The organism is Pseudomonas sp. Irchel 3H7, from assembly GCF_900187605.1.
In the GTDB taxonomy this organism is placed as follows: Bacteria; Pseudomonadota; Gammaproteobacteria; order Pseudomonadales; family Pseudomonadaceae; genus Aquipseudomonas.
The window spans coordinates 1-21,209 of record NZ_FYEA01000026.1; the positions used below are offsets into that span (position 1 = coordinate 1).

The window sequence follows — 21,209 nt, forward strand, 5'->3', positions numbered from 1 at the left end:
CATCCCGAACTCAGCAGTGAAACGATGCATCGCCGATGGTAGTGTGGGGTTTCCCCATGTGAGAGTAGGTCATCGTCAAGATTAAATTCCGAAACCCCAATTGCGAAAGCAGTTGGGGTTTTGTTTTGCCTGTAGAAAAGTTTATCCGGGATAAAAGTTCGGGCAGACTATGAAGTTCAAATTCAAAGCCCCGTCGCAATGGAAATTGCGACGGGGCTTTTGCATTACCGTCAGCCGACGAATTGCCACGGCGAGCCGCGACTACATCATTGATTGTGAACATTAGACGGGGTGCGCTGTTAACCTTCGTTCAGCTCAATTTTACCCATTGAGGTACTGACTTCGGTTATGTGTCGGCGACCGTAGACTTCGTATGTGCGGCTGCCGTCATCGCTTTCCGGTTTACGCAATGCCAGTTGCGCGAACAAACCATTCTTTTCGCTGTAACTGCCGAACCAGTCGATCAAAGCACCGATGTAACAATCATTGCCAATGAAGACCGGCAGGTCGGCGACTTTTTCAATGCTGTAATGCGCCGGGCCAAAGCTGTAGTAATCGTTTTCACCGGCGCCGGTAGCCGGAATAGGGCAGAGCGGTTCTTTTGAAGGGATAGCGGCGGTTTCATTTACTTTCGCCACTGCCAGATTGAGCGCTCGGTGCAGATCGGGTTCGAGTTCAAACGTGCTGTTGCCGTCATCTTTGTGTTGAAGAACGGGCACTTCGAGGTCGTAGCGATAACGGATCGTCATCGTAGGCACCTGGACGTTGATTTTCAGCGGGTTGAGCAAGTAGATCCGATCAGCGCCGTACTCGCTGTTTCGATAAGCCGCGTAAGTTTTGCCACGCAGGCTTATCCAGTCCACTGACTGATTGGCGCCGCGATCATTGGTGTAGAACAGCGAACTTTCAGGCTCAACAGAACGTTTGACGAACCGTTCTCCGTCGCGACGCCAGGTTTCCACATAGGTGAACAGACCGGTGCCCCCGGCGTAGGTATTCACAATTAGATCACGCTGCCCGTCGCCATCCAGATCCTGCAAGGTGTAAGAGGTCAGGCCGGTTTCGGCAGCGTCAGTGATCCGCGAAGCGGTCAACGCTCGCCATTCATTGGCAGTAACGCCTTTGGGCTGCGCTGTCGGAAAGTACGTTATCGAAGAGTCATCTTCATTGGCATCGCCGTGAAAACCGACGGCAGTCGTTTTGACGGCGAGCGCGGCGAGTGCCCGGTCCAGCGCAAATTCGGGATCATCTTTACTGGCGGCTTGAATGCGTTTTTGCAGATCGTCCAGCGCCTGTTCATCGAGGTCATCCGGTTGATAGGCAACCGCTGCCTGCCACTGCGCGCGTAACGCTTGCAGGCGTTCTTGATAGTGCTGGCTCAGGCACGAAACGTCTTCGGCGCATTCATTGCGGGCTTTTAACCACAGCCTTTGAGTGCGCTTGAGTTCAGCTTGTGCGGGAGCAGAGGCTCTGAATAAATCCCGATAAACCACACCCATCTGCGTATCCAGTTCATACAACTGATTGTTCGCGCAAACAGTGTTTTCGACGGCATTCGCCGCTTTTGTGCAATCCATTCCAGCCGCCATTGCCTGCTGAACAAACAGCAGAGCGCAGGCGGAAGCGATGTAGCGTCCTTTGATGTACACGATCTAAGCCTTGTAGTGGGAGGGTGTCCTAGTGCGCAGGGTAAAGGCTGGGTGAGGAATCTTGAAGCACTGGCTTCAGAGAAAAGCACTTCTGGCCGATAACCCATTCGGTGACTTCAAAGTCGCGCGAAATCACTTGATAGCATTTGGCCGCCAGTTATCATCTGCGCGCCTGAAATTGCCCTCACTTCAATTGCCTGGAAATCTTCGATGCTGTCGTATCACCAAAAGAGTTTTCTGATCGTCGATGATTTCTCGGATTTCCGCAGTTCCGTTCGTTCGATGTTGCGTGAGCTCGGGGTCAAGGACGTCGATACCGCCGACACCGGTGAGCAGGCGCTGAAGATGTGCGCGCAGAAGTCTTACGATTTCATTCTGCAGGATTTCCATCTTGGCGACGGTAAGAAAAACGGTCAGCAGGTACTCGAAGATCTGATGCTGGAAAAGCTCATCAGCCATGAAGCAGTGTTCGTCATGGTCACCGCCGAAACCAGCCAGGCGATGGTACTCAGTGCCCTGGAGCACGAGCCGGATGCGTACCTGACCAAACCGTTCAACCGTTCCGGCCTCGCCCAGCGCCTGGAGCGTCTGGAGCAGCGCAAGACGTTGCTCAAACCGATTCTGCAGGCCCTCGACCGTGGCAAACCGGTCGAGGTGCTAAACGCTTGTATCGCCTTGTGTAAGCAGGACATCCGTTATTCGCCACTGTGCCTGCGCTACCGCGCTGATGCGCTGCGCGACCTGAACCAGAACGAAGCGCTGGAGCGCCTCTACGACAGCATCATTGCTGACCGCCCATTGCCGTGGGCATTTGCCGGATTGGGCAAGTTGCTGTTCAAGCGAGGTCAGGTCGCACAGGCTAAAGGCGTTTATGAGAAAGCGCTCAAGGTGTTCCCGATGATGCCGTCGCTGTATGACGGTATGGCCGATGTGCTGGTATCGGAGGGCGATACCAAAGGCGCGCAACAGGTGCTCGAAGAGGCCATTCGTCTTTCGCCATTGGCGGTACGCCGGCAGGCATTGCTGGGCAAACTGGCGATGGCCAACGAAGATTTCGACACCGCCTCGCGTGCTTATCGCCAGGCGGTGTCGCAAGGTGCGCAGTCGCGCTTCAAGGACCCGGAAAGTAACCTAGGTCTCGCTCACGCGTTGATCAGCAAGGGCAGCGAGCGCGGTCTCGACACGCGCACGCGTCTTGAGATCAACACCACCCTCAGCGCCGTGGCCAAAGAAAACCCGACCGATCCGGGCCTGCAGATTCGTGCACGTCTGATGAAAGCCACCAGCCTGCTCCTCAACGATGCCGAAACCGCCGACAAACTCACCGAGCAAGCGCTGATGCGTCTCGACGGCATGGAGCAGTTCATGAGTCCGGAAGCGGCGCTGCTGGTCGCCAAGCAATTGCAGATGCTCGGTCAGGCGGAGGCGGGCACCTCGATGCTCAAAAGCTGTGCGGAGATCTACGGTGATGATCCGGCGGTGATGAAAGACATCGCCAAGCTGACCGATGACCCGACTATTCTCAGCTCCAGCAACGCCGCTGCCGATCTCAATCGTCAGGGCGTGCGAGTGTACAAGACCGGTAATCTGGTGGAGGCCCGCGAGGTCTTCCGCAAGGCGCTGAAGATGCAACCGAAGAACATCAGTATCGCCCTGAACATGGCCCAGTCGCTGCTCCACGGCACCGACACCAGTGTGCCGTCGGCGGAGCTGGAAGAATGTCGGGCCTGCCTGAAAATGGTCGGCCTGATGCCCGACACCGACGCGCGTTTTGCGCGTTATCAGAAGCTGAAAAGCAAGGCGTTTGGCGAATGAACCAAGACGAGCAGGCTCTGGATTTTTCCACGGTGATCGCCTCCACCGTCCACGACATGAAGAACTCGCTGGCCATGCTCATGCAGGCCCATAGCCAATGGCTGGCGCGCTTGCCTGAGGCGCAGCGCCAAGGCTCGGAGCAGGGTGTGATCGACTTCGAGTTCGCCCACCTCAATGGCATGCTGGTGCAGTTGCTCGGGCTGTATAAGCTCGGCGTCAACCAGATGCCGCTGCAACCGGCGTATCACGAACTGGACGACTTCATCGAGGCACAACTGGCGGCGCATCAAGAGGTGTTTGCCAGTCGCGGCATTATCGCCACCTATGAAGTCGACCCGCTAAGCCCGTTGGGTTTCTTCGACCGCGAACTGGTTGCCTCGGTGCTGGGTAACTGCATCAACAATGCGATTCGTTATGCCCGGGAATCCCTGCTGATTACCGTCAGCGACGAGGCCGGGCAACTGGTGCTGAGCATCAACGACGACGGCGACGGTTACCCGGTCGAAATGCTCGAGCGTCAGGCCGATTATGTGCAAGGCATCAACCACAGCAGCGGCAGCACCGGCCTCGGGTTGTATTTCGCCAATCGCATCGCGGCGCTGCATCAGCGCAACGGTGTCGAAGGTCGCACCGAAATCCGCAATGGCGGGCCATTGGGCGGCGGCGTCTTCAGCCTCTACCTACCCTGAACGCACATCCCCTTGCAGGTGCTGCCGAAGGGAGCATTCGCGTTGTCTGTTTTTTTGTTTGACGCTGCTTGATATTCCGAACAGCCGAAGCCTATTTTGTACGGGTCGCCGTTCGCGGCTCGCACAATAACAAGGATTGCGTCATGACAACCGATGGCCAGCGTTCACTCGCGCAGCGATTGACCGGCATTGATGAGATTGAATGTGTCACGCCGGATTTGAACGGCGTACCACGGGGTAAAGTGATGACCGCCGAGGGTTTCCTCGAAGGGCGGCGTTTGCAACTGGCGCGGGGAGTGCTGCTGCAATGCATCATGGGCGGTTACCCGGCAGCGCGTTTTTATGGCAGCGATGACGGAGACTTGGCGCTGGTCGCCGAGCCGACCCAGATCCATCGTTTGCCATGGAGCGACGACCCGCGAGCCCTGGCTATTTGCGACGCCGATGAACTGACCGGCGAAAGCTCCAATCTGTCGACCCGTGGCCAGTTGAAAAAAGTCATTGCCCGTTACGCCGAGCGCGGCCTGGCGCCGGTGGTGGCGACCGAGCTGGAATTCTTTGTCTTCGCGCCGAACACCGATCCGACCCAACCATTCCGGCCTCCCGTCGGTCTCGACGGTCGCCGCGAGGATGGCCAATCCGCGTTCAGCATCAGCTCCAATAACGGTCTGCGGCCATTCTTCAACGAAGTCTATAAATGCATGGCCGCCCTCGGTCTGCCGCGCGATACCTTCATGCACGAGATGGGCGTCAGCCAGTTCGAGATCAATCTGCTGCACGGCGATCCGCTGTTACTCGCCGACCAGACGTTCCTGTTCAAGCACCTGCTCAAGGAAGTTGCGCTCAAGCATGGCCTGACCGTGGTCTGCATGGCCAAACCGCTGGCCCACACGCCGGGCAGTTCGATGCACATTCATCAGAGCATCGTCGAGATCGCCAGCGGCAAGAATGTCTTCAGTGATGCGCACGGTGAGCCGACCGCGATGTTCCGCCACTTCATCGGCGGTCAACAGGCGGGCATGGCCGATTTCACCGCACTGTTTGCACCCAATGTGAATTCCTATCAGCGCCTTTGCCATCCCTATGCATCGCCGAACAACGCGTGCTGGTCCCACGACAACCGTGCGGCTGGCCTGCGGATTCCGGCGAGTGCGGCGGTCGCTCGTCGGGTCGAAAACCGCTTGCCGGGCGCCGATGCCAATCCGTACCTGGCGATCGCCGCCAGTCTGGCCGCCGGGCTGCATGGGATCGAGCATGAGCTGGAACCGACCGAGGCCATACAGGGCGAGTTCGAGGTGCCGGACAATCTCTCGCTGCCGTGTACTTTGCATGCCGCACTCGAACGTCTGAAACGTAGCCAATTGGCGAGGGAACTGTTCGGACAGGAGTTCATCGAAGGCTACATCGCTTCGAAGACCATGGAGTTGACCAGCTTCTTTGATGAAATCACTCCCTGGGAACGGCGTGTTCTAGCAGCCCAGGCCTGACGAACTGTCGCCACCGGGCTATCGTTTTGATAGTCCGGTCTTTACTGCAAGGAGCCGCTCGGAACGCCGATGCGCCAAATCTGGAAATCCTTTCGAGCGTTGTATTTCGCCTCGCTGATGATGTTGATCGGCTCGGGCCTTCTATCCACTTATCTGGCCTTGCGTCTGGCCGCTGACAATGTCGATGGGCTGTGGGTCGGTGCGCTGATGGCGGCCAACTATTTCGGTCTGGTGCTGGGCGGCAAGATCGGTCACCGACTGATTGCCCGGGTCGGGCATATCCGCGCTTATTCTGCGTGTGCCGGGATTGTCGGGGCGGCGGTGCTGGGCCATGGGCTGGTCGATTGGCTGCCGGCGTGGCTGGTGCTGCGGACCATCGTCGGTCTGGGCATGATGTGCCAGTACATGGTGATCGAGAGCTGGCTCAACGAGCAGGCGGATGCCAATCAGCGAGGTCTGGTGTTCAGCGGTTACATGATCGCTTCGTACCTGGGCCTGGTGCTCGGTCAACTGATTCTGGTCATGCATCCGGGCTTGGGCCTGGAACTGCTGATGCTGGTCGCGCTGTGCTTTGCGCTGTGTCTGGTACCGGTGACGTTGACTCGGCGGATTCACCCGGCGCCCCTGCATCCGGCACCGATGGAACCGCGCTTCTTTATCAAGCGCGTGCCGCAGTCGCTGAGTACGGTGCTCGGTGCCGGTTTGATCATTGGTTCGTTCTATGGTCTGGCGCCGCTGTATGCCTCGCAGCAAGGGCTGTCGACCGAGCAGGTCGGTCTGTTCATGGGTAGCTGCATCTTTGCCGGTTTGTTGGTGCAGTGGCCGTTGGGCTGGTTGTCCGACCGTTATGACCGGGCGCTGCTGATTCGCTGCTTTGCCGGGTTCCTGGCGGTGGCGGCGCTGCCGTTGGCGGTACTGCCGCAGGTGCCGCTGGAGGTGCTGTTCGGGGTTGGCTTCCTGTGCTCACTGGTGCAGTTCTGCCTGTATCCGCTGGCGGTGGCGTTCTCCAATGACCATGTGGAAGGTGATCGGCGGGTGTCGCTGACGGCGATGCTGTTGGTGACTTACGGTGTTGGTGCGAGCATCGGACCGTTACTGGCGGGCGTGCTGATGAAACTGTTCGGCAGTCAGAGCCTTTATGCGTTCTTCAGCTTCTTCGCGCTGGTGCTGGTGTGGCGGATCCGGCCGAAAGCCGTGACCAATCTGCATCAGGTCGACGACGCGCCACTGCATCACGTGGCCATGCCCGACAGTATGTCCAGCTCGCCACTGGTAGCGGCCCTCGACCCTCGAGTAGACGAGCAGGTGGTGCAGGAGCAGATGGTGCAGGACCCTTTGCAGGCGCCGACAACGCCTGAGCCTGAGCCTGAGCCTGAAGCCGATGCGCAGCCAGAGCTTGCAGCAGAAGCGGAGCCTGATAGTGGCAGTGACAAGCCTGCTCCGGATCTCAGTGGCGGCAGACCTTGAACTGAACAAAACGCATGGCGCATAAAAAAGGGCAGCCCTGGGCTGCCCTTTTTATTGGCCGGACGAATCAGAGATCGTCTTTGTCGAAACGGCGTGCCTCACGTTGCAGCTGATACACAAAACGCTCAACATTGCGCGCGGCCTGACCACTGATGTTGTGGAAACGCAGGCCGGCGAAGGTGATGTTGAGTTTTTCTTCGAAGTGCAGATAACGCAGTTCAACGGAGGTCGGCTGGTTGCCGAACAGCGGCGGGGCAATCAGGCGGTCATAGACCTGGCCCAGTTGCAGGCGATCAGTGATATCGCCTTCGAAACGCAGCTTGCAGCCGGTCGCGGAGATATCCAGCAGTTTGCCGTTGATCGGCGCCTTGAGCTTTTCTCCGCCCAATTCAACGCTGACCAGATCAGTCAGCTTCAGTGCGGCGCGGAAAGCATTGCGGCGCTGGTGATAAACCACTTCGGTCGGTAGCTCGCCGGTGTAGAAGCGGTCACCGTCGGATTCCTCGATATTCAACGTGCCGGTGCATTCCCAGGCAATGCGCACACCGTCATGAAAGCCTTCGACCTTGAACGGCTCGCCGGCCAGCAGGAAACGTTCGCCGTCACGCGGGATCATCTCGTCCAGCGCGATCGAAGCGCTGTCGCGGTCGACTTTGATCAGATAGCTCTGGAAGCGCTGGCTGCGCTCATGAAAGGTAATGATCAGCGGATCGTGGCTTTCTTGCAGCTGGCGCAGGTTGCTGGAGATTTCCAGTGGCGTGGTGAGCACCTTAGGGGGCTGCGGAGCATCATCCGCGCTGAGGGCGTTGGACACGGTTAATCAATCTCCAGACAAAATATGACGACTAGCCAGCATTTTGCCAGCATGTTCCGCGGGTTGATAGAGCTGGCGCATCAACGGCTCATGCCTGGCTGAGCGGACGCGGTATGGCGGGTTTGGCAAAGGTGCCACTGGCGTTATAAAGCGCTGGCGCTTCACCGCCGGTGAGGATCTTCAGCTGATTGGCCGTGGCGGCCTGCTGGATCTGAATGGACTGGCCGTTCTTGACGTTGGCGGCCTGGCATTGAGCGATCAGATCGGTCAATGCATCGCCTTGCGTCAACAGCTGCTCGCCAATGCTCGACTGGCTGGCCAGTTGCACAAGGCCTGTACGATCAGTCGGCAGGTTGAGGCTGGCGAGGATTTCGCTGCGTTTGCGGCCATGCTGTTCAAGCAGAATGATCAATGCCTGTTTGTGCGCCAGAATTTCTTCCAGCAGGGGCATGTCGCGACCGTGCAACGCGAGAGATTCGGTTTGCAGCAACTCCAGCAATTGTTGAGCTGGAGCAAAGTCGTCGTTGATCAGTTGCAATAAATTAGTGTCGTGCATGGCTGGCCTTGGGTGTTAAGCGTCCAAAAGCCTCGCGCCGGCAAAGGCCTAGCGCTGGGCTTCGAAGTTGAGCAGTTTGCTGGCTACACGGTTGCTGTCGACTTTATAGCTGCCATCGGCAATCGCGGCTTTCAACTCGGCCACACGGGCTTTGTCGACAGCAGGTTGATCGCGCAGCTTGTCAGTGACCTTCTGCAACTGTTGAGCCTCATTGCTGAGGTGTACCGATTCCCCGCTTTTTGCGGTACTGGCCTGTTCGGCCGGGGTATTCAGCGGCGCGGAGGTGCCGGTTTCGGCGGTTTCCTTGGCGTTGCTGGTACGTGTACTGCCCGTAAGTGACGAGGAGCTGTTCAAACGGCTGAAATCGATGACCATGATAAAAACCTCTGGGAATTTGGACGCTTGCCATGTTTTCGGCCATCCCCTGGAAAACTTTAGGCACATTTACAATGAGCCTTGCATGCGCCGGCGCGTGTCCTGCTGCGGCACAGTTTAGGGAACAGCCGGGGCTAGCGCCAGTTTTCTACATCGCCACTTCCACTTGGCCCGGCGCGGTGACTTGCGCCTTGATGACCCGTTGCGAGTTGAGGTTTTTCACCCGGATCTGTTCTTTCAAACCGCCATTGGCCAGCGCTTCACCGGGCATGCGCACGGCGAGCGTGCCGCTGCGCGCAGTGATGACCACCTGATCGCCCTTGCGAATGACTTCGGCCTGTTCCAGATGAACCAGGGTAATGACCTGATCGGCTACCGTTGGTCGGGTCAATTTCTGCCCGATCGCTTCGTCTACCGAGGTCAGAAAGCCTTGGTTGATCGTGCTCACGTCGCGCTCTCGCAGGGTCACGTCCTGTGGCTCGATAATCCCTGCGCGTTTCAGCGGTCGGGTAGTTGTCACAATCTCGCGAAACAGGCGGACTTGAGCGGGCACGAACACGGTCCAGGGCGAGGCGCCCTCACAGCGGACCTTCACGGTAACCCGGCCCAAAGGACGTGCCGGGCTCTCCAGAGTCGCTGTCAATTCCTTGTCGCACATAGGCATGCGCATACGCGGATCGAGCTGGTTTACTTCGATTTCATAGCGGCCTTCCGTTTGACTGGTAGCCAGATAGTCTTCTACGGTGAATTCAAGAAAGCCCTGAGTGACGCCGATAAGCATGTCAGGCAAGGTAACCGCATCAGCAATGGCAGGGCTGCCAGCAAAAGAGCAGCAAATGGCGCACGCGACACAAAGCCCTCTGCGAAGAGGTGATGTCAGGCGTCGGAAAAATGTCGTTTGAGCGTTCATACGAGTTAAAAAGCAAGCGCCGTGCCGTTTAGCAATGAATGTGCGTCGCAACAACACTTGGCGTTGGTGTAGGAGTCTGGGGCATGGCTGGTGTAATGGATTCGGTGAACCAGCGCACGCAACTGGTAGGGCAGAATCGCCTGGAGCTGTTGTTGTTCCGTCTCGACGGTCAGCAGCTCTATGGAATCAACGTGTTCAAGGTGCGGGAAGTGTTGCAGTGCCCGTCGCTGACGTTGATGCCCAAGTCCAGTCCTGTCGTGTGCGGGGTGGCAAATATCCGGGGGGCGACCATTCCGATCCTTGATCTGGCAATGGCCACCGGTTCCGGAGCGTTGAAAGACAAGAACAACCCGTTCGTGATCATCACGGAGTACAACACCAAGACCCAGGGTTTCCTGGTCCGCTCGGTGGAGCGCATCGTCAACATGAACTGGGAAGAGATTCATCCACCACCCAAGGGCACGGGTCGCGATCATTACTTGACCGCTGTGACTCGGGTGGACAATCAGTTAGTCGAAATCATCGACGTCGAGAAAGTGCTGGCGGAAGTTGCGCCGACACCGGAAGCGATTTCGGTGGGCGTGGTCGATGTCGAGACCCAGACCAAAGCACTGTCGTTGCGTGTCTTGACGGTCGATGACTCGTCGGTGGCGCGCAAGCAGGTCACGCGTTGTCTGCAGACCATCGGTGTCGAAGTGGTGGCGCTGAACGACGGCAAACAGGCGCTGGATTACCTGCGCAAGCTGGTCGATGAGGGCAAGAAGCCGGAAGAAGAGTTCCTGATGATGATTTCCGACATCGAGATGCCGGAGATGGACGGGTACACCCTGACGGCGGAAATCCGCGGCGACGCACGCATGCAAAAGCTTCATATCATCCTGCATACTTCGTTGTCGGGGGTATTCAATCAGGCGATGGTCAAGAAAGTCGGTGCCGATGACTTTTTGGCCAAATTCCGCCCTGATGACCTCGCATCCCGGGTAGTCGACCGGATCAAAGCAGCAGATATCAGCTAGGGGCGTTTTGTCCCTGGCGGTCAACACGATTTAAGAGGCGGCATCATTGTCTACGGGTAATTTGGATTTCGAACAGTTCCGGGTCTTCCTGGAAAAAGCCTGTGGCATTCTGCTCGGTGAAAACAAGCAGTACCTGGTCTCGAGCCGTCTCAACAAACTGATGGAGCAGCAAGGCATCAAATCCTTGGGTGAGCTGGTTCAGCGCATCCAGACCCAGCCGCGCAGCGGTTTGCGCGAGCAAGTGGTCGATGCCATGACGACCAACGAAACCCTGTGGTTTCGTGACACCTATCCGTTTGAAGTCTTGAAGAACAAGGTGCTGCCTGAAGCAATCAAGGCCAGCCCCAACCAGCGTCTGCGGATCTGGTCGGCAGCGTGCTCGTCGGGTCAGGAACCGTACTCGCTGTCGATGTCGATCGACGAGTTCGAGCGGTCCAACCTTGGCCAGTTGAAGATGGGCGTGCAGATTGTTGCGACCGACCTGTCCGGCCTCATGCTGACCAACTGCAAGACTGGCGAGTACGACAGCCTGGCCATCGGTCGCGGTTTGTCGCCGGAACGTCTGCAGCGTTACTTCGACCCGAAAGGGCCGGGGCGCTGGGTAATCAAGGCGCCGATCAAGAACCGCGTGGAGTTCCGCTCGTTCAACCTGCTCGACAGCTATGCCGCGCTGGGCAAGTTCGACATCGTGTTCTGCCGCAACGTGTTGATCTACTTCTCTGCCGAAGTGAAGAAAGACATTCTGTTGCGCATTCACAGCACGTTGAAGCCGGGTGGTTATCTGTTCCTTGGCGCTTCCGAAGCGCTGAACGGTTTGCCGGACCATTACCAGATGGTGCAGTGCAGCCCGGGGATCATTTACCAGGCGAAGTGAAGCATGCGGAAAAAAGGGAGCCCTCAAGGGCTCCTTTTTTTTGCCGCATGCTTCACGTAGGAGCTGCCGAAGGCTGCGATCTTTTGATTTTGTTTTTTAAGAACAAGATCAAAAGATCGTCCGATCGCGGCCCGAGCCTTCGGCAGCTCCTACAGGGGGAGGTGTTAACAGGAAGAAGCGGCAGAAAAGCGGCATCCGGCGGAAACCGGTTGCCGCTTTTCTGGCATTGCCGCTTTGCCGACTCCCGGCAAAGCCCCGGTTTATGTGGGTTTTGTGGTTTGGCACGGCCCTTGCTAAAGCTCAGTTACGAAAAACCGGTCACCTGAAGGTTCCCGACATGAGCATCAGCTTCGATAAAGCGCTCGGCATTCACGAAAAGGCATTGGGCTTCCGCGCCCAGCGTGCCGAAGTGCTGGCCAACAACATCGCCAACGCCGATACCCCGAACTACAAGGCGCGGGATCTGGACTTCTCCAAAGTGCTTGAAGCACAGACCCAGAAAAATGCGAACGGCACCATCGCCCTGAACATGACCAACAGCCGTCACATCGAAGCTGAAGGCCTGGGCAACGGCGACGAATCGCTGATGTATCGCACGCCGATGCAACCGTCGATCGACCAGAACACCGTGGACGCCCAACTGGAACAGTCGAACTACGCGGAAAACGCCGTCGGCTTCCAGGCCAGCTTCACCCTGCTCAACAGCAAATTCAAAGGGCTGGTGTCAGCCCTGCGCGGAGAGTAATCCATGTCCCTGTCCAGCGTTTTCAACATTGCCGGCAGCGGCATGAGCGCACAGACCACGCGTCTGAACACCGTGGCCTCGAACATCGCCAACGCCGAAACCGTCTCCTCGAGCATCGATCAGACCTATCGCGCCCGTCACCCGGTGTTCGCCACCATGTTCCAGGGCGGCCAGAACAGCGGCAGCAACTCGCTGTTCCAGAGCCAGGACGCGGCCGGTCAAGGCGTACAGGTGCTCGGCGTGGTCGAAGACCAGAGCAACCTCGAAGCGCGCTACGAGCCGAATCATCCGGCAGCCGACGCCAAAGGCTACGTCTACTACCCGAACGTCAACGTGGTGGAAGAAATGGCTGACATGATTTCCGCGAGCCGGTCCTTCCAGACCAACGCCGAAATGATGAACACCGCCAAAACCATGATGCAGAAGGTACTGACCCTCGGTCAGTAATAAGGGGCGACGGCCATGAGTGTTTCCGATACCACCAGCAGCTTGAGCATGAATGACATCCTGGCGAACTCGTCGAAAAAGACCAGTTCGACCACCGGTGGCATTGCTTCGGCCACTAACAGCGCCACCGGCGGCCAGGCCCTGGGCAAGGACGCGTTCCTGCAATTGCTGGTCACCCAGCTGAAAAACCAGAACCCGCTTGATCCGCAGGACAACAGCGCCTTCGTTGCGCAGTTGGCGCAGTTCAGCAGCCTGGAAGGCATCACCACGCTGAACAGCACGGTCAGTTCGCTGGCCGGCAACTACAACTCCTCGCAAGCCTTGCAGGCTTCGTCGCTGGTGGGTCGCAATGTGATCGTGCAGACCAACTCGGTTCAGCTCGACGATCCGAGCAAAGGCATGACCGGTTCGGTCACCGTTCCGTCGTCGATTGCCGGCGGCACCGTGAGCATCACCGACAGCAGCGGCGCGGTGGTTCGCACCATCGATCTGGGCAGTCGCGCGGCAGGCGCCGCGAGCTTCACTTGGGACGGCAAGGACAAGGACGGCAATGTGGTCAAGACCGGTACTTATACCGTCAAGGCCAACGCATCGATCAATGGCACCTCGACCGACATGGCGACGTACCTGCCGGCCACCGTCACCAGCGTGACGATCAGCCAGACCGGCGGCGAACTGATGCTCAACCTGTCCGGCAAGGGCACCGTTGCCCTGTCCAAAGTACAAACCATTGGTATATAGAGCCGACTAACCGGCACAAAGGAGTGGAATATGTCTTTCAATATCGGCCTTAGCGGTCTCTATGCAGCCAACAAACAACTCGACGTGACCGGCAACAACATCGCCAACGTTGCGACCGCCGGTTTCAAATCGTCCCGTGCAGAATTCGAAGACGTCTACTCGGCCACTCGCCTGGGTAGCGGCAGCAAAGTGATCGGTAACGGCGTGCGCCTGGCCAACGTTTCCCAGCAGTTCACCCAGGGTGACATCAACAACACCGGTAACGTGCTGGACATGGGCATCAACGGTTCGGGCTTCTTCACCATGAGCAACAACGGCTCGGTGTCCTACACCCGTGCCGGTACGTTCAAGGTCGACAACGCCGGTTACATCACCAACACCGACTACACCTCGCGCCTGCAGGGTTACGGTGTGGACGCCAACGGCAAGATCATCAACGGTGTATTGACCGACCTGAAGATCGATACCTCGAACCTGGCGCCGAAATCGACCTCCCTGGTGACTTCGAGCATCAACTTGAACTCGACTGCATTGAAGATCGACGACACAGTGGCGGCCGGCAAGTTTGATCCGAGCAAGCTTGAGACGTACACCAAGAGCTTCAGCACTCCGATCTATGACACGCAGGGCAACTCGCATGTTATGGATCAGTACGTGGTGAAAACTGGCGAGAACACCTGGAAGGTGTACACCTTGGTCGATGGCCGTAACCCGGATGCGGCCGGCAGCGATCCAACCAAGGTTGATCCGGTTGCTTCGACGCTGACGTTCGACAGCTCTGGCAATTTGACTCAGGTCAGCACGCCTAGCACTCTGCCGCCACCGAACCCGAACCCGATCATCAGCAGCGACTTGAAACTGACCGGCTGGAAGCCGGGCACAGTGGTCAACGGTACCTTCACGCCTAACGGTGCGTCTGCCAACCCGGCCGGTATTACCATTTCGATGGCCAAGACCACTCAGTACAACGCTGATACCGCGCGCTCGATTCCGACTCAGGATGGTTACGCCACTGGCCAGATTACCAACCTGACCATCGACGGCACTGGTACCTTGTTTGCCAACTTCAGCAACAACCAGAGCAAGGCCATCGGCCAGGTCGCGCTGGCCAGTTTCACCAACGAACAAGGCCTGCAGGCTATCGGTGGCACCAGCTGGAAAGAGACGTTCGCTTCGGGTATCCCGGGCTACGACGCACCGGAAACCGGTACCTTGGGGTCGATCGCTTCCAACTCGCTGGAAGAGTCCAACGTTAACCTGACCAACGAGCTGGTGGACCTGATCAAGGGCCAGAGCAACTATCAGGCAAACGCCAAGACCATCTCCACTCAGAGCACCATCATGCAGACCATCATTCAGATGACCTGATGGTTGTACTTGGCTCTACCAAAAACCGACGCCCCAAGGGCGTCGGTTTTTTTTTGTGCGCAAACAGCATTTAATTTTTCAATTCTCTACCGTTCGTCGGCTCGTCTGGTGTGGAACTTGCTGGCGTCACCAGTAACAAGCGGTGTCCGTCAAATTTTCGTACGGTCTGCCTCACAGTGCAGCGACAGGCTGCACTGAAATGGATGTCATAAAAAACACTGCCTCGCCTGCTCAACCCTACAAATATCAAGCCCAGTGCACCCTCAGAGAGGGTCAACCCCGGAGTGCCTGGCGTTTCTGCGTAGTTTCGACACACCACACAAGGAAGATGTAATGGCAGTTATAAATGGCACCAACGCGGCAGATACCCTGGTGGGTACCGCGGGTGATGATCAGATACGCGGCTATGCCGGTGATGACGTTTTGAATGGCGGCGCCGGCAATGATGTGTTGATGGGGGGTGAAGGGGCCGACCAGATCAATGGCGGGGCAGGGATCGACATTGCCAGTTATGAGGATGTGACCAACGTCATCCCGGTGACGCTGAACCTCAAGACGGGTATACACACTGGCGCTGCGAAGGGCGATACGTTCACTGACATCGAAGTATTCAGGGGGACGAATTGGGGAGACACCTTCATCAGCGGCGCCGCCGCCGATAGCTTCGATGGCTTGCAGGGCAGCGATGTCCTTGATTACTCAACCTCGGCTCAGGCCATCGGTATCACTGTCTCTGCGGGTGGCGCAGGCACCGGCACTGGTGGCGATGCTCAGGGTGACACGTTCATCAACGTGGAAACTGTCATCGGTTCGGCCTTCAACGATACGTTCACCCTCAACGGTGGATTGGTCATCAATGGCGGCGCTGGCAATGACGTTTACGTCATCAATGGCAATGCCAATGCCAGCATCGTCGAAGCTGCCGGTGGTGGTGACGACGAGGTCCGCACGACACAGACCACCGCGTATCTGGCGGCCAACGTCGAGCGCCTGACCTTCACCGGTACGGGTAACTTCAAGGGCGTGGGTAATGCTGGCGACAACATCATCACCGGCGGTGCGGGGGACGACGTGTTGACCGGTGGTGCAGGGGCTGACCAGTTGATCGGCGGTGCTGGCTTCGATATCGCCAGCTATGAGGAAGTAGTGAATGGCGTTGGCGTGACCCTGAACCTCAAGACCGGTGTAAACAAGGGCATCGCCTTGGGTGACAGCTACTCCGGTATCGAGCTGTACAAGGGCAGCAACTACGGCGATACCTTCGTCAGCGGCGCTGCCGCCGATAGTTTCGATGGCTTGCAGGGCAGCGATGTCCTCGATTACTCAACCTCGGCTCAGGCCATCGGTATCACTGTCTCCGCGGGTGGCGCAGGCACCGGCACCGGTGGCGATGCTCAGGGTGACACGTTCATCAACGTGGAAACTGTCATCGGTTCGGCCTTCAACGATACGTTTACCCTCAACGGTGGATTGGTCATCAATGGCGGCGCGGGCAATGACGTCTACGTCATCAACGGCAATGCCAATGCCAGCATCGTCGAAGCTGCCGGTGGTGGTGACGACGAGGTCCGCACGACACAGACCACCGCGTATCTGGCGGCCAACGTCGAGCGCCTGACCTTCACCGGTACGGGTAACTTCAAGGGCTTCGGCAACGCTGGAGACAACATCATCACCGGCGGCGCGGGTGACGATGTATTGATCGGTGGTGCAGGAGCCGACCAGTTGATCGGCGGTGCCGGTTTCGATATCGCCAGCTATGAAGACGTGGTCAATGGTGTTGGCGTGACGCTGAACCTCAAGACCGGTGTAAACACGGGTATCGCCTTGGGCGATAGCTACTCCGGTATCGAGTTGTACAAGGGCACCAACTACGGCGATACCTTCGTCAGCGGTGCAGCAGTCGATAGCTTCGATGGCTTGCAGGGCAGCGATGTCCTCGATTATTCAACCTCGGCTCAGGCCATTGGTATCACTGTCTCCGTGGGTGGCGCAGGCACCGGCACCGGTGGCGATGCTCAGGGTGACACGTTCGTCAACGTGGAAACTGTCGTCGGTTCGGCCTTCAACGATACGTTCACCCTCAACGGTGGATTGGTCATCAATGGCGGCGCGGGCAATGACGTCTACGTCATCAATGGCAATGCCAATGCCAGCATCGTCGAAGCTGCCGGTGGTGGTGACGACGAGGTCCGCACGACACAGACCACCTCGTATCTGGCGGCCAACGTCGAGCGCCTGACCTTCACCGGTACGGGTAACTTCAAAGGCTTCGGCAACGCCGGTGACAACATCATCACCGGCGGCGCGGGGGACGATGTATTGATCGGTGGTGCAGGAGCCGACCAGTTGATTGGCGGTGCCGGTTTTGATATCGCCAGTTATGAAGACGTGGTCAATGGTGTTGGCGTGACCCTGAACCTCAAGACCGGTGTAAACACGGGTATCGCCTTGGGCGATAGCTACTCCGGTATCGAGTTGTACAAGGGCACCAACTATGGCGACACCTTTGTCAGCGGCACCGCCGTCGATAGCTTCGATGGCTTGCAGGGCAGCGATGTCCTCGATTACTCAACCTCGGCTCAGGCCATCAGCATCACCTCGGCCGTTGGCGCAGCAGGCACCGGCACTGGCGGCGATGCTCAGGGCGACACGTTTATCAACGTGGAAACTGTCATCGGTTCGGCGTTCAACGATACGTTCACCCTCACCGGTGGTGGCTTGATCCTCAATGGCGGTGCGGGCAATGACGTCTACGTCATCAACGGCAATGCCAATGCCGGCATCATCGAAGCCGCCGGTGGCGGTATCGACGAGGTCTTCACTAATCAGCTCAACATGACGCTGGCAGCCAACGTCGAGCGGCTGACCTACACCGGCACGGGCAACTTCACCGGGCGGGGCAATGCTGGCGACAACGTGATCACGGGGGGCGCTGGCAATGATGTCCTCTTCGGTGGCGCGGGCGCGGATCAGTTCATCGGTGGCGCTGGCATGGACACCGTCAGTTATGAAGATGAAAACACCGGTGTCGGTGTGACCCTCAACTTCAAGACCGGCGTGCACACGGGACTGGCCCAGGGGGATACCTTCGACGGCATCGAGACTATTCGGGGCTCGGGCTATGGCGATACCTTCTTCGCCGGTGCTGGCATTGACACGCTGGATGGCGCCGGTGGCAGTGACAAACTGGACTACTCCGGCTCGACTCAAGCCATCAACCTGTCGGTCACCAATGGCGCCGGTACAGGTCAGGGTGGGGACGCGCAAGGCGATCAGTTCAGCAATATGGAGTGGATCATTGGATCGACCCTGGATGACCGCTTCACCGTAAACGCCGGCACCACCGCCATCAGTGGCGGCTCGGGCAACGATGTCTACATCATCGAGGGCACGGGTGGTATCAATGCCATTGAAGTGGCGGGTGGCGGCGATGACGAGGTGCGTACCAGTCAGGCCAGCGGAGTGCTGGGTGCGGAAATCGAACGGCTGACCTACACCGGCAGCGGCAACTTCATCGGGCGCGGAAATGCCGGCGACAACATCATCACCGGTGGTGCGGGCAACGATGTGCTCATCGGCGGCGCAGGGGCTGACCAGCTCATCGGTGGCGCCGGTATCGACACTGCCAGCTATGACGATATCGCCACCGGGGTGGGTGTGACACTCAACCTGAAGACGGGTGAACATACAGGTCTGGCGCGCGGCGACACCTTCAGTGGTATCGAGGCGTTCCGTGGTTCGGTCTATGCGGACACGTTTGTCGCCAGCACTGCCGTCGATACAATCGATGGCAATGGCGGCGTCGACACGCTGGATTACTCGACTTCTGCGCAGGCCATCACCATGTCGGTCACCAATGGCGGCGGCGTCGGTGTGGGTGGCGACGCGCAAGGCGATGTGTTCAGCAACTTCGAGAGCATTGTCGGCACGGCTCAGGACGACCAGTTCACGCTCACCGCAGGTTCAATGACGTTCAGTGGTGGTGCGGGCAATGATGTCTACATCGTCAACGGTAGTGGGACGATGACCGTCATCGAGGGTGCTGACGGTGGCGATGATGAAGTGCGCACCAGTCAGGCCACTAGCGTGCTGAGTGCAGGCGTCGAGCGTCTGACCTATACCGGTGTCGGGATTGGTAACTTCACCGGCCGTGGCAACGCGAGCGACAACATCATTACCGGCGGCAGTGGCAATGACGTGCTCTTGGGCGGCGCCGGCGCGGACCAACTGATCGGTGGGGCCGGCACTGACACTGCCAGCTACGAAGACGATTACAGTGGTGCCGGCGTGACGCTGAACTTCAAGACTGGTGTACACACCGGAAACGCAGCCGGGGACACCTTCACCGGCATCGAGGCGTTTCGTGGCTCGTCCTATGCCGATACCTTTGTTGCAAGCGGCCAGGCCGACGTCTTCGACGGCGCCGACGGCACAGACAAGCTGGACTACTCCGGTTCTGCCCAAGCCATCGTCATGACGGTGACCAACAATGCCGGCACCGGCGTGGGGGGCGATGCGCAAGGCGATGTGTTCAGCAAATTCGAGAACATTGTCGGGACAGCCTTCGATGATCAGTTCACGGTCACGGCCGGAACCATGACCTTCAGCGGTGGCCAGGGTAACGACATCTATATCGCCAACGGCAGCGGTGCAGTCCTGGTGAATGAACTGGCAGGCGGCGGTGATGACGAGGTGCGTACCAATCAGGCCAGCTACACCCTGAGCGCGGAAGTGGAGCGTCTGACCTATACCGGCACGGGCAGCTTTACCGGGCGGGGTAACGCCGGTGACAACATCATTACCGGCGGTGCCGGCAATGATGTTCTGTTCGGTGGCGCTGGTGCGGACCAACTGATTGGTGGGGCAGGTTTCGACATCGCCAGCTATGCCGATGGCGGCATGGCGATTATCAGCACCAAAGCCGGCGTTGCCAGCGGCGGATCAGCTACAGGAGACATCTACAGCGGTATCGAACAGATCAACGGATCTAACACCGGCGACATCTTCATTGGTGGTGAGGGTGCAGATCGTTTCGATGGCGGCACAGGTACCGATTACCTCAGCTTTGCCTATGAAACCGAAGGGGTCACCTTCAACCTGAGCGCGCCCTTGGTCAGCGGAGTGGGAGCGGGCGACGTGTACACCTCAATCGAAGCTTTCCTGGGGTCCAGCTATGCGGACACCTTTACCGGCAGCGCTGGTGCAGCCGAAAGCTTCGTTGGCGGAGGCGGTGCGGATGCGCTGTTCGGCGTTGGGCGCGGCGATGCGGCCTGGTACGTCAATAGTTCGGCAGCCGTTCAGGTCAATCTGTTGACCGGTACAGGCACCGGAGGCGATGCCGAGGGGGATGTGCTGAGCAACATCGACAACCTGGTCGGTTCCGCGTTCAACGATTCGCTGACAGGTAACGCACTGGCCAACATGATCGAAGGCGGAGACGGTAACGACATCATCGACGGTGGTGACGGCAACGATATTCTGTACGGCAATAGCTTCAGCATTACCGGTGCGTTGGCCGGCGAGTTCTCGACAGACACCCAGGCAGACATCATCCATGGCGGTAACGGTAACGACTACATCACGGGTTACGTGCGGGATGCCGGATCGATTTACTATGGCGATGCGGGCAATGACAGGATTACCGTCGTCTCAGCTATCGCAGATGGGGGCGATGGCGATGACGAGTTGATAGCCATCGGTAATGGTTATGAACTACGAGGCGGAGCGGGCAACGACAAGCTGTACTTGAGCGCGTCGGGTGACGGCTATGGTGGTGAAGGAAGCGATCAGTACTTTGTTGCTTCGAAGACCATGGTAGCGATCTTTGATGACGGCATCTCGGGCAACGACACTGTTACCCTGAGGAATATTCAGACGTTCGGTGACGTTGTACTCAAGTCCAATGACTTGGGTGTCTATATCTTCAATAAAGCCGACTTCCAGAGCGGCAACCTGAATTCCGGTGTGTTCCTCAAGGACTGGAATGCGGGTGCCAACACTATCGAGAAGTTCTACACCAACAATGGTGAGTCCTTCACCATTCCGGTGGTTGGACAGGCAATGTCTGAAGCATTCACGGTGTGATGATTAACTAGCGACAACAAAAAAACGGCGAAGCCTGTACTCAGGTTTCGCCGTTTTTTTTGCTTCAATATTTACTCCGGACAAAAGAAAACCCCCGACAACCAGAAGTCTGTCGGGGGTTTCTTTTGCCCGGAGAGTATCAGGCGTCTCGCAACGCCTGATTCAGCTC

At 58.0% G+C, this 21,209-nt stretch carries 16 protein-coding genes; 11 read left to right on the plus strand and 5 right to left on the minus strand.

Annotated elements, in window-relative coordinates:
* Positions 1-299 precede the first annotated feature (299 nt).
* The gene (locus tag CKW38_RS29030; protein ID WP_256588464.1) at positions 300-1,577 is read right to left on the minus strand and encodes a lysozyme inhibitor LprI family protein; all 1,278 of its coding nucleotides are present in this window, start codon (positions 1,575-1,577) and stop codon (positions 300-302) included.
* 282 nt (positions 1,578-1,859) lie between these two features.
* Between CKW38_RS29030 and CKW38_RS29035 the strand changes: the two genes are divergently transcribed.
* The 4 genes from CKW38_RS29035 (at position 1,860) to CKW38_RS29050 (ending at position 7,107) form a co-directional block, all read left to right on the plus strand.
* A complete protein-coding gene (locus CKW38_RS29035; protein WP_007917605.1) occupies positions 1,860-3,464 on the plus strand; it encodes a tetratricopeptide repeat-containing response regulator in 1,605 nt (534 codons plus the stop codon).
* Positions 3,461-4,153, plus strand: coding sequence for a sensor histidine kinase KdpD (locus CKW38_RS29040; protein WP_095114524.1), 693 nt, complete (start codon positions 3,461-3,463; stop codon positions 4,151-4,153). The genes CKW38_RS29035 and CKW38_RS29040 overlap by 4 nt, the downstream gene beginning before the upstream one ends.
* Before the next feature lie 245 nt (positions 4,154-4,398).
* A complete protein-coding gene (locus CKW38_RS29045) occupies positions 4,399-5,640 on the plus strand; it encodes a glutamine synthetase family protein (RefSeq protein ID WP_176472386.1) in 1,242 nt (413 codons plus the stop codon).
* 69 nt (positions 5,641-5,709) lie between these two features.
* On the plus strand, positions 5,710-7,107 hold the full coding sequence (locus CKW38_RS29050; protein ID WP_095114526.1) for an MFS transporter: 1,398 nt from the start codon (positions 5,710-5,712) through the stop codon (positions 7,105-7,107).
* Between the two features lie 67 nt (positions 7,108-7,174).
* Here the strand turns inward: CKW38_RS29050 and CKW38_RS29055 are convergent, their stop codons facing one another.
* From CKW38_RS29055 to flgA, 4 genes are all read right to left on the minus strand, one after another.
* A complete protein-coding gene (locus CKW38_RS29055; RefSeq protein WP_007917600.1) occupies positions 7,175-7,921 on the minus strand; it encodes a flagellar brake protein in 747 nt (248 codons plus the stop codon).
* An 88-nt stretch (positions 7,922-8,009) separates the two neighbouring features.
* Complete coding sequence (locus CKW38_RS29060) at positions 8,010-8,477, minus strand: flagella synthesis protein FlgN (RefSeq protein WP_007917598.1); 468 nt, start codon at positions 8,475-8,477, stop codon at positions 8,010-8,012.
* Between the two features lie 48 nt (positions 8,478-8,525).
* On the minus strand, positions 8,526-8,852 hold the full coding sequence (gene flgM / locus CKW38_RS29065) for a flagellar biosynthesis anti-sigma factor FlgM (RefSeq protein ID WP_007960324.1): 327 nt from the start codon (positions 8,850-8,852) through the stop codon (positions 8,526-8,528).
* Between the two features lie 148 nt (positions 8,853-9,000).
* Complete coding sequence (gene flgA / locus CKW38_RS29070; protein ID WP_081498755.1) at positions 9,001-9,762, minus strand: flagellar basal body P-ring formation chaperone FlgA; 762 nt, start codon at positions 9,760-9,762, stop codon at positions 9,001-9,003.
* 83 nt (positions 9,763-9,845) lie between these two features.
* Here flgA and CKW38_RS29075 point away from each other — a divergent pair, with 83 nt between their 5' ends.
* From CKW38_RS29075 to CKW38_RS29105, 7 genes are all read left to right on the plus strand, one after another.
* On the plus strand, positions 9,846-10,778 hold the full coding sequence (locus tag CKW38_RS29075; protein WP_007917585.1) for a chemotaxis protein CheV: 933 nt from the start codon (positions 9,846-9,848) through the stop codon (positions 10,776-10,778).
* Between the two features lie 46 nt (positions 10,779-10,824).
* On the plus strand, positions 10,825-11,652 hold the full coding sequence (cheR, locus tag CKW38_RS29080) for a protein-glutamate O-methyltransferase CheR (RefSeq protein WP_007917583.1): 828 nt from the start codon (positions 10,825-10,827) through the stop codon (positions 11,650-11,652).
* Between the two features lie 337 nt (positions 11,653-11,989).
* Positions 11,990-12,397 (plus strand): flagellar basal body rod protein FlgB, encoded by a 408-nt coding sequence (gene flgB / locus CKW38_RS29085; protein ID WP_007917581.1) that lies wholly within the window; start codon positions 11,990-11,992, stop codon positions 12,395-12,397.
* 3 nt (positions 12,398-12,400) lie between these two features.
* Positions 12,401-12,844 carry a flagellar basal body rod protein FlgC gene (gene flgC, locus CKW38_RS29090; RefSeq protein ID WP_003227217.1) on the plus strand — a complete coding sequence of 148 codons (444 nt, stop codon included), beginning with the start codon at positions 12,401-12,403 and terminating at the stop codon, positions 12,842-12,844.
* Positions 12,845-12,859: 15 nt separating this feature from the next.
* Positions 12,860-13,585: a flagellar hook assembly protein FlgD gene (gene flgD, locus CKW38_RS29095; protein ID WP_095114527.1), complete on the plus strand. Its 726-nt coding sequence runs from the start codon at positions 12,860-12,862 to the stop codon at positions 13,583-13,585.
* 30 nt (positions 13,586-13,615) lie between these two features.
* Positions 13,616-14,953, plus strand: coding sequence for a flagellar hook protein FlgE (flgE, locus tag CKW38_RS29100; RefSeq protein ID WP_095114528.1), 1,338 nt, complete (start codon positions 13,616-13,618; stop codon positions 14,951-14,953).
* Between the two features lie 333 nt (positions 14,954-15,286).
* Positions 15,287-21,040, plus strand: coding sequence for a calcium-binding protein (locus CKW38_RS29105; RefSeq protein ID WP_141232693.1), 5,754 nt, complete (start codon positions 15,287-15,289; stop codon positions 21,038-21,040).
* Positions 21,041-21,209: the final 169 nt, after the last annotated feature.